At 48.6% G+C, this 9799-nt stretch carries 8 protein-coding genes; 2 read left to right on the top strand and 6 right to left on the bottom strand.

The window, feature by feature from the left end; all coding sequences use genetic code 11:
* Positions 1–48 precede the first annotated feature (48 nt).
* The 6 genes from AB1656_07465 to AB1656_07440 all read right to left on the bottom strand — a co-directional run bounded on the left by AB1656_07465 (position 49) and on the right by AB1656_07440 (position 7069).
* Entirely contained in the window at positions 49–666 is a 618-nt protein-coding gene (locus AB1656_07465) for a DUF4276 family protein (protein ID MEW6235210.1), read from the bottom strand.
* On the bottom strand, positions 660–1850 hold the full coding sequence (locus AB1656_07460; GenBank protein ID MEW6235209.1) for an AAA family ATPase: 1191 nt from the start codon (positions 1848–1850) through the stop codon (positions 660–662). Before AB1656_07460 ends, AB1656_07465 begins: the two co-directional genes overlap by 7 nt.
* A gap of 79 nt (positions 1851–1929) precedes the next feature.
* Complete coding sequence (locus AB1656_07455; protein MEW6235208.1) at positions 1930–2952, bottom strand: D-cysteine desulfhydrase family protein; 1023 nt, start codon at positions 2950–2952, stop codon at positions 1930–1932.
* Between the two features lie 170 nt (positions 2953–3122).
* Entirely contained in the window at positions 3123–3647 is a 525-nt protein-coding gene (locus AB1656_07450) for a polymer-forming cytoskeletal protein (GenBank protein MEW6235207.1), read from the bottom strand.
* Positions 3648–3874: 227 nt separating this feature from the next.
* Positions 3875–5590 (bottom strand): DNA repair protein RecN, encoded by a 1716-nt coding sequence (gene recN, locus AB1656_07445; protein MEW6235206.1) that lies wholly within the window; start codon positions 5588–5590, stop codon positions 3875–3877.
* Between the two features lie 30 nt (positions 5591–5620).
* On the bottom strand, positions 5621–7069 hold the full coding sequence (locus AB1656_07440) for a radical SAM protein (protein MEW6235205.1): 1449 nt from the start codon (positions 7067–7069) through the stop codon (positions 5621–5623).
* Positions 7070–7582: 513 nt separating this feature from the next.
* On the opposite strand from AB1656_07440, the gene AB1656_07435 reads away from it, so the two are divergent.
* Together AB1656_07435 and AB1656_07430 are read left to right on the top strand one after the other, a co-directional pair.
* Positions 7583–8725, top strand: coding sequence for a hypothetical protein (locus AB1656_07435; GenBank protein MEW6235204.1), 1143 nt, complete (start codon positions 7583–7585; stop codon positions 8723–8725).
* A complete protein-coding gene (locus AB1656_07430; GenBank protein MEW6235203.1) occupies positions 8718–9797 on the top strand; it encodes a GNAT family N-acetyltransferase in 1080 nt (359 codons plus the stop codon). The genes AB1656_07435 and AB1656_07430 overlap by 8 nt, the downstream gene beginning before the upstream one ends.
* Positions 9798–9799: the final 2 nt, after the last annotated feature.

Here is a 9799-nt window from a genome sequence, read left to right as displayed (position 1 = left end):
CAAGTTTACTAGAGTCTTATTTTCCCGTACGTTTTTAAATTCGACTTTTCAAATTCGATCGTTTCCGGCGATAGCGTCAAGCGTTTCGAGAAAACGCTTGGCCCAAAAAGAAGCCTTGCAAACTTTTCCGGGATCAATTTTAAGAAGGATATCGAAAGAGTGTTTGCCTTTGCCATAAGGGGCTTTTGTTTTGCATTTGGATGAAGCCTTATGCAATCCATCATAAATATCCTTCTTAGAAATGGCTTCAATTTCGGAATTCTGAGGTAAAGCCGTCTCGTTGAAGCCTTGGCCGAAATAACTTATAAGCGCTTCCTTATCCGCAAGAAACCATGATTCCATACAAACAACCATGAAATGACAATGCTCGTCAGTGGCATTTTCCGGTTTGGTAAATCCATCTCCTGACGGGTTAGCCAAATGCATCCAGGGGGAATCGCTGGCTACGAAATCTTCGCTATCGATCAATAACAAACTGGTTTCCCCTGATTCATTCGAGGTTTTGAAATGATCGTAAGCCGCCAACCTTCCGCCGCAGGCCACGATGCGCGGCATTCGGCCTTTGAATCCGGCCTTTTCCAGAAAAATTCTGAAACTCTGGCGACAGAGCCTGTGAAGCGAATCAGAATCGCCGCCGCCCTCGACGTACAGTTTGATGGTTACCAACGGTTGCCTCCAATCTCGCCGCTGGTCCAAAGGGCGCCGAGACGATATTTTTCGAGCCACGGGGCAAGTTGTTCCTTGTCAAGCCGCTTCATATGGGAGCACCCCTCCAATTTCTCGCAAACCAAGATGATCTCTGGTTCGTCGGTGAAGGCATCCACTAAGTCTGTTGAGTGCGTTGTAACGATTAATTGAGTATTCTGGCTGGCATAACGAAGAGCGTCCGCGATGTGATTGATGAGGTCGGGATGCAAGCCAAGTTCCGGTTCGTCAATGCAAACAAGCGGTGGCGGCGATGGATCGCATAGAATCGCAAGCAGGCACAAATAACGCAGCGTTCCATCGGAAAGACGGGTGGCGGGAACGTTAAATCGATCCTCTTGAACGAATATCTGGACGGTTCCTCCTTCGATCATGACATCGAAGTCCTGAGCTTCGGAATATATCGCCTTGAACATCTCAAGGAGTCTCGATTTGGTTTCCATATTCCGCTTCAAGCGGTTCAACACGAGTCCTAGATTGCGCGCATTTTCTTCAAGCCACAAATTGGGAAGATCCGCAGGCTGCGGCAAGCGAGGCGGCGTATATCGTCCCAATGACCAATCTCGATAGATGCGTATGGAAGCAAGAACCTCTGCCAAACGAGTAATTTCAGGATAGGAATCTGGATCGCGGCGTTGGGCGAGAATAGATTTTTCTGGATCCACATCTTCGCGTCGAAGGGGTCTTGGGAAAGATGTTGCATCGCTGGCGGATTTTACATTAAGGACAGGGTGATTATTCTCGTAACGATAATAGAAATAAGGATCATGATGACCTGGCCATGCTTTAGCATTCTCTATTAATTCGTCCACTATTTCAAACCGCCCAGCATTTTCTGTGAAATCGAAGCGGTATCGAATTAAATTCGATTTGGCTTTGGGAAGTATATCGTCAACAATAATCTCCAAACTCGCGTTAACGGATTTGTCCGATCCCTTCCACAACCAATCTCGCACGCCTCCTCCTTCACGGATAGGTACATTTAATTGACTGGGAGCCGATTGCATTAATGCGATAGCTTCTATCAGATTGGATTTGCCGGAACCATTCGGACCAACAATCAAATTCAATGGTCTAAGAGGAATGGCTTCGCTCTCTGGGCCAAAAGAAAGGAAATTTTTCATTTGAATCTGTTGAATCAACATGCTATCGCCTCCTACTCATCAAATCGTTTGAGGCTAATTCTTTTAGGGAATAATTATCCTTAAGCGTTGAGACTTCGTTTTATAAACTATCCGGCCATACTGCTAGCGATCCCCATTCCTTCGTCATCGTTTCGGAATAGGCGGAGAGGCCGAAGACGCCGCCGGTGTGGATGAACAAGACCTTCGCCCCTTGAGGAATGTCTCCCTTCTCGATTTCTCCGAGAAGGCCGCAAAATGCCTTGCCTGTATAGACGGGATCCAGAATCAGCGCTTCTTGTTGGGCGATGTGGCGGATTAACCGCAGTTGCTGCGAATTCGTGACGGCATAGCCGCCGCCGATATAACCATCAACTAAATGGATGGAACTTTCATCCACATTCGTTTCCAATTGGTATTTTTCAATGGAACCTCGAATATCGCGCAAAACCTTTTCTCGGAAATGCTCCACTGTTCCGCAGACGAGAATTCCGAGAACCTTGGTTTGTATTCTCCGCAAAAGGGTCCCCAGCAGCAATCCCGCATACGTTCCGCCGGAACCGACGGCGCAGACAAGGAAATCCGGATTCCATTGCTGTTCGGCGCATTGTTCGTCAATTTCCGCCGCCGCTTGGACGTAGCCCATCAAACCGACGGAATTGGAGCCGCCGGTAGGAATGACGTAGGGATTTCGTCCTTCCGCTTTCCACTGATCCGCCGCTTGCTGAAGAATATTGTCAATGCGGTTGGAATATTCCTCTTTCGAAATATAACGAACTTGCGCGCCCGCCAGCAGATCGAGTTGCAGGTTGCCCTCCGCCGCCTTCGGTTCGTCGCCCGCCAGGATGAGCAGAGAATCCAATCCGATTTTACGCGCGGCGATGACGGCGGCGCGGGCATGGTTGGAAGCGACGGCGCCGCAGGTGATGATGGAATCGCATCCTTTATTGAGGGCGTCGGCCAGTAAATATTCGAGCTTGCGGACTTTGTTTCCTGATAGCGCCGATCCCGTCAAATCGTCTCTTTTTACGCGAAGATCGGCGCCGAATTCGCGGCTTAATTTTGGCAGCGGCTCGATAGGTGTTGGAATTTGAGCGAGAGAAATTCGCAAGGGGGATTGGGGCATTTTGTCACCTAATAAATAGAAATGGAATTTCGTGGCATCGAATGACGGCGGTTGATGAATAGTAAAATCGGCGGAAAGACTTGCTTAAAAAATAAAACGTCTCCCTTCTCACCGAAGGGAGACGGAATGATGGTTCGATTAAAAAAAGTTCCCAACCGGAAAACGATGGATTATTTGCCCTTTTTGTCTTCTTGTTGTTGGGGCGATTGCGATTTGTCGTCCGGTTTAACGGGTGGTTTGGGCGCTCCTCCGCCTCCGCCGGCAGGGGCTGACGTCTTAGCTTTATTGTTCGGTTGAACATCGGATTTGCCGACGAAGATGACGCCCTCTTCGATTTTCAGCTTGGCGGCGGTAATATCGCCCCTCAATTCAGCGGAACTGCGCAATTCCACCAGTTCGTTGGCAACGATGTTGCCCGTAACTTTTCCCTCGACAATTATACTGCCAACCGCAATTTCGGCCGTCACGTGACCGGTTTTTCCAATAATCAGAATCCCCTCGGACGAGATGTCTCCGTTGAATTTCCCTTCGATCTTAAGCCCATCCTTGAAACGAAGGGTACCTTCGAATTGGGTATCTTCGCCCAAGGTTGTATAGGGATTCTCATCGAAGCGTTTCGGTGGAGCCGCCGGTGGGGATTGTGGTTGACTGGATGGTTGCCCCGAACGTTCATTCCGCAGGATGTCCACAGCCATTTTCCCTCCACTAACAGGTTTTTACGATTTACCCTTATTTGCTTCAAACCGAAAAAAGGCTTTCGGCTCGAATATCGCTCATTTTTGCTTTCCACCATACCAATCAAAACGTCTCATGTCAATTATCATAGCGCAAACAACGCCCTTATTTTTTACTTTTCGTAAGAGATTTTTCCCGCCGATCTTCCAAAATTCCAAAAACGGCAGACCGTCCCGGCAAAAAAGCCCTATGAGGACGATCGTTGTAAGAGTTCGCGGGCGTATCTCTGAGAAGCGGCGGAGTCTTCGCGGCCCAGCATTCTGGCTAGTTCCAGTTCTCGTTCCTTGCCTTTGAGAAGAGTTACGGCGCTGACGAGTTTCCCGTCTTTTTCCAGCTTTTCCACCCGCATATTCCGATCCGCCCGGCTGGCGATTTGGGGAAGGTGGGTAATGCAAAGCACCTGCTTGCGCTTCGCTAGGCTGGCCAGCCGTTCCGCCACCGCTTCCGCCGTTTTGCCGCCCACGCCCACATCGATTTCGTCGAAAACCATCATCGCTACCGGATCCACGCGGCTTAAGGCGCATTTCAACGCCAGCATAATCCGCGAAATTTCGCCGCCGGACGCCACTTCCCGCAAGGGCCGGGCGGGAAGATCGGGAATCGTTGTCACCATATATTCCACGTTATCGGCGCCTTCCGGCCCGTATTCCGCCGGAAGAGGCGCTCCTTCCGCTTTATTCTCCCGAAATTGAACCATAATTTCGAAGCGCGCCTGCTTCATCCCCAAAAATTCCAGTTCGGATGTAACGCTGGCCGAAATATCATTAGCCGTGACGACTCTCGCTTCATGAAGCTGTTGCGCGAGGGGAAAAAGATCGCTTCGGATTCGTACTTCCTCTTGCCGGCATTTCTCGCATTCTTCCTCGAAATTTTCGATTTCGAACAGGTCTTTCTCGATTTTGTCCCGGTAATTCAATACGTCTTGGATATCCGCGCCGTATTTGCTTTTGAGGGTTTTGATGAGAAAACGGCGCTGATGGAGTTTTTCCAACTCATCGGGATCGAATTCTAATTTTTGCGAGTAAGATTGAATCTCGCGGGCGATTTCCTGAATGGAAATCATGGCGCTTTGCCAGGAATCGATGAGAGTGGAGAGCGAAGGATCGAGGCGGCTCATCTCATGCAACAGGCCATCCAGGCGATCTAATTCGTCCAACAAGGAAGGTTTACTGGATTCGCTTTCGTTAAAAGAAGCCTCCAAATCGCCGCAGCATGCGCTCAACCGTTCGGCGTGTTGGATGATGCGCATTCGGGCTTCGATCTCTTCCTCCTCGCCCGGGATTAAACCGGCGGCATCGATTTCCTCCCGCTGGAAACGGAGGGCTTCCAGAAGACGGCGGCGTTCGCGGTCGTCGTTTTCCAGACGATGCAGGCGGTCGAGGATTTGAGTCCATTCGCGGTAGGCGCTGCGGTAGCGCTGCAGCGTCTCGCCGTAATCCCCGAAATCGTCGAGCAGCGGGCGATAACTGCTTTTGTCGAGAAGAGATTGATGCTCGTGCTGGCCATGAAGATCGACGAGCAGCGCGCCGACGGGACGCAAAATTTTTAGCAAGCATTGAGTATTATTGATGAAGATGCGGTTACGCCCTGAGGGGGAAAGGCTGCGAGAGAGCAGCAGCGTCTCCTCTTCGGCGGGAATGCCGGATTCTTCCAAAAGACGCAGGATGGTTTTCGTATTGGGAGAAGCGGGATCGAGTTGAAATTCCGCCTCTACGAAAGCGTCGCGCTTGGCATCGCGAGCCTTATCGGGCGATCCGCGCTCGCCCAGCAGGAAATTCAGCGCATCGGCGATGATGGATTTCCCGGCGCCGGTTTCCCCCGTCAACGCATTTAAGCCGGAATGAAAATCGATCCGGCAATCGTCGATCAAAACGAAATTGGCGATGCGAAGAGAGAGCAGCATGGAAATTTAGTCTCGATTTTTCGATCGGCGCTATTTCAGTTTTTTGGAAGCGTCATTGACGTAGACGTCTTGAATATACTTTCTCGCCCCGCGCGCAAAGTCGACGACTTCTTCTTCGGAAACCTTGAAAAAGCAGGCGGAGCGTCTTCGTTTTTCCGGCGTGCTGAAATTAATCCTATCCCATTCGTACGCGCGTAAAACTTCCAAGTCGAACGGGGCGAATTCGCCGGTCAGAATATACCCTTTCGAACAACCCGAATAAGCGGAGAAATCGAAGTCGGAGGTAAGATAATTTTCCGCGACCGCCGTCTCGTAAAGGCGGGTTTTGGGCAAGGGAGTGGCGATGGAAAAATGGCAATAGACGTCCAATTCCTCCGCGAAAGCGAAGGTGCGGCGGATTTCGTCCCATGTTTCCCCCGGATTTCCAACGACGAAAAGAGCGGCGCAACGAAAACCGAGTTTTTTGGAATAATCGATCTTGCTTTTGATATCTTTCGTCGTAAGCGGTTTTCCCATGATTTCCTGCAATACGCGATCGCAAGCCGATTCTACCGCGAAGACCATGTTTGTAAAACCCGCCTCTTTCATTAAGTCGATCATCTCTTCGTCGAGGCGATAGACGGCGATATTCGCCGCTTTGAATTTCAGATCGAAATGGCGTTCGATAATTTTTCTGAATAATTGCTTGGCTCGATTTTTTTCATAGATAAGGTTGTCGTCATAGAAAACGATCTCCTTGACGCCGTAACGGTCGATCAACAATTCAATTTCCTTAATGACGCTCTCGCAGGATCGGTAGCGGAATCGTTTTCCCATTATGCTTTCCACAGCGCAGAAATTGCAGCCGGCGGGACAGCCGCGAGAGGCGTAGATCTTGGCGACAGGGACGGCGTCGCGAGTGTTGCTAAAACTGAATTTATCGTCAACGTAGGCGTATTTTTCGAATTGAACCAAATCGTACGCCGGTAAAGGAAGAGCATCCAAATCGGAAATATATTCCTGTTGAGGACGAATCGTCGCTGCGCCGTTGGTTCGAAACGCCACTCCATCGAGGCGTTCGGGCGGCGTATGGGCATCGATGCAGCGCAAGAGTTCTTCAAGGACTTTCTCTCCCTCTCCCAGAACGCAATAATCGATGCATTCGTCCTCCATCGCCATTTCCGGAAGCAACGTGCAATATACTCCTCCAAGGATGATGAGGGAATGGGGGAGTTGTTTCTTGATTTCCCGGCTTAATTCCCGGATGCTTTTCGAATATTCGACAGCGAGACAGGTAATGCCGATATAGTCGTAACGCCCGGATTTTATTCTTTCGACGGCGGCGTCAATAGACAGATCGTCTACGTTGGCGTCGAGAATTTCGACATCGTACTTTTCGCGTAAGACGGCGGCGAGCAAACATAAATTGTAGGGGAAAACATCCCAACTTTGCGTTCCGCCCCAACGGCTATTCGGCTGCACCAGCGCCAATCTCTTCATATCTTGTTTCTTTCTTTTTTCGTTTACGGAAAGACGGCGTCTCTCTCTAGTAAAACTCCAAAACGCTAAAAGTAAGGATTCGGCGTCAAATTTCGATTTTCTTTCAGATACTTGAGAGCGTCAAGCGGTCATAGAGTATACGAGATAAACAGCAAGGGACGGCGCCTGTTCTATTCGATCGGCTGACGGCGTTTCGCGGTTGTCTGAATTTTCAACAAGCCTGTCCATTAATTGAGTGATGCGAAGATCATTGAAGGGCATCAACGCGGAGGATCAAAAATCCAGTCTCTTTTGTTAAGAATTTAATTCCCTTGAATATAACTGGTACCTAACTATTATGGGTTTCATGCGCGGATTATGGTATTTTTAACAATGGCATTGGAAAGGGCGGAATCTTTGTTCTCGAAGGCGAGACGCGTTTCTTGTAAACTTATTCCTAAGCCGATCAACGACTGGTGGTATAAACGGAAAAATATATTGGCAGGCGCGGCGCGGAAGTGCATGGAAGCGCCGATGAGAATACGAGCCATCCTCGCCGCTCGGCGCGCTTGTCGCCGTCCCCGCGTTTCTCGATTAGCCGTTCTCGTATCCGATTTTCCGAGATCGCGGGAAGCCAAAATCGCCTATGGATTGCAACAAAATGGGTGGAAAGTGGTTTTGTTGCATAAGGAGGAGCCTACTTTCGATCCAGCGCAGTATTGCGCGGAACATCGATCATACCGCAGTTCTTGGGAGGCATTGTTGTTGGCCTCTCAATATAGTCCCGTTGTTTATCATGTATTTTCATGCTGGAACTTCAATACGGCCGAATTGTTTGTCCGGCATCGTCCCGGAAAGATCGTCTTTGACGATTACGACGTATTGGCGGGGATGGTGGACGAGGAGCGCCTCGAATCGAAATATCCCAAACAACTTAATAAAGAACGATATTGCCTAGAGAATGCGGACGGTTTGTGTTGCCGGAGCATCGAAACGCAATACGCCAAAAGACATCACGGCTATAAGTATTCGGGATCAAGAATTTTTTTCCCCGAAATGTGTTGGAATACGGATTTTCATACTCCAAAGAAAAATGATTTTGATAAGTTTTGCGTTGCTCTCGTGGGGAATCTAAGCATTAATGCGGATGAAGAAATTAATCATCCCAATAATTATCACCTTCAAATGGCGTTATATTTATCCCAATACAGCGTCTATGTTCGAATGTATTGCCCAGTAATCGACAAGAATGAACCATTCCTACAACAGCTTATGCAAACCAATTCGTTCATTTCTCGTCATTGGCTATCCCCGGATCGTTTGATTCAGGATATGTTTTTCTTTTGTCATGGCGGAATGCTATGCTGTCCTTCTGTGGAAAGCGATGCGATGTATAGAAGAACCAAGAGGAATTATGGAATAGGCAACAAAGTATTCGACTTCATCGATGCGGAATTGCCCATTTTTTACGAAAATAGCGGTCGATTCATGGATTGGCTTCTCTATCGATATCGGCTTACTGCGGATCTGAGCGATTTGCTATCGAATCCTTCCGCCGCGGTTTCGCAAATGCAGAATCGATTTTCGGCGAATGCGGAACATATCAAAAAACAGAAACGCCATTTTTCCATTGTCGAACGAATAAAAAGATTGATCGATTTTTACGAAAATGTCTGACATTAATCCCTCGTTCAAAATATTCGATTTGACGGAAGATTGCGCCGAATACGATCGCCTCGCTGCGGGAATCGCCAATAAGAGCGCATTTTTTCTTCCTTCCTACTTAAAATGCGCGCAATTGGCGGATCGCTGTCCCATAAAAATTATGGCGCTTTTCAAGGGCGATCGATATGCGATGATCCCCTATGCCATGCGCCAAATTCGCGATATCCCGCTCTTTCGAGAAATTCCTCAACCCTATCGGGACATAACGGCTCCTCACGAATTTTACTGCGTCGTCAGCAACGCCGATTCTTCCGCCGAACACAATGATTTGGCGAGTGAATTATTCGCTTCCATCGAGCATTATTGCCGAGACCGGCGGATTGTCTCCGAATTCGTCCGATTCGATCCATTTCTAACAGACGCCGAAACGGTCCAGAGGACTCATCTATGCAGAAAAGTCGGCGATAATATATATGTGGATCTAAAAAAAGACATTCAACAAATTTACGACGCTTTCGATTATTCGGTCAAGAAGAATCTACGAAGAGCGCAATCCTCTCGATTATCCTTTCGCCGCGCCGAAAAATGCGCGGAAAATAGTGAAATATTTCGGCTTCTCTACTGGGCCTCCATGGACAGGTTGAAAGCGAACCCTTACTTCTACTTTTCCCACGATTATTTCGATCGGCTGATAATGGAATGCGAGGGATCTTCGCTTTTCATCGTTTCGGACAGCCACCAGCGTCCTATCGCCGCCTCTATCGTTCTCCATCACGACAACGTGTGTTATCATCATCTGACGGGAAGCGATCAAGAAGCGGCGTCGCTGCGGCCTAACGATTTCATGATCTATTCGCTCATACTTTGGGGAATATCGAATCATTATGAGATTTTGCATTTGGGCGGCGGCGCGGAATCGATATGCCGCTTCAAATCGAAATTTTCCAAAGATAAAATTCCCTATTATGTAGGCGCTCGAATCCACGACCAGAAATCTTACGAAACGCTTTGCGAAATAGCGAAGAAAAGTGGGATTTCCCTTACAAATTCTACTTATTTTCCCTTATATCGATTAGGATTGTAAAC

The sequence above is a fragment of the Candidatus Omnitrophota bacterium genome (assembly GCA_040755155.1).
GTDB lineage: Bacteria > Hinthialibacterota > Hinthialibacteria > Hinthialibacterales > Hinthialibacteraceae > JBFMBP01.
This window is presented reverse-complemented; position numbering and strand designations above follow the sequence as displayed.

Coding starts and splice junctions, on each gene's coding strand:
- AB1656_07460 (MEW6235209.1), bottom strand. CDS start 1,850: ATGTTGATTCAACAGATTCAAATGAAAAATTTCCTTTCTTTTGGCCCA.
- AB1656_07455 (MEW6235208.1), bottom strand. CDS start 2,952: ATGCCCCAATCCCCCTTGCGAATTTCTCTCGCTCAAATTCCAACACCT.
- AB1656_07450 (MEW6235207.1), bottom strand. CDS start 3,647: ATGGCTGTGGACATCCTGCGGAATGAACGTTCGGGGCAACCATCCAGT.
- recN (MEW6235206.1), bottom strand. CDS start 5,590: ATGCTGCTCTCTCTTCGCATCGCCAATTTCGTTTTGATCGACGATTGC.
- AB1656_07440 (MEW6235205.1), bottom strand. CDS start 7,069: ATGAAGAGATTGGCGCTGGTGCAGCCGAATAGCCGTTGGGGCGGAACG.
- AB1656_07435 (MEW6235204.1), top strand. CDS start 7,583: ATGAGAATACGAGCCATCCTCGCCGCTCGGCGCGCTTGTCGCCGTCCC.
- AB1656_07430 (MEW6235203.1), top strand. CDS start 8,718: ATGTCTGACATTAATCCCTCGTTCAAAATATTCGATTTGACGGAAGAT.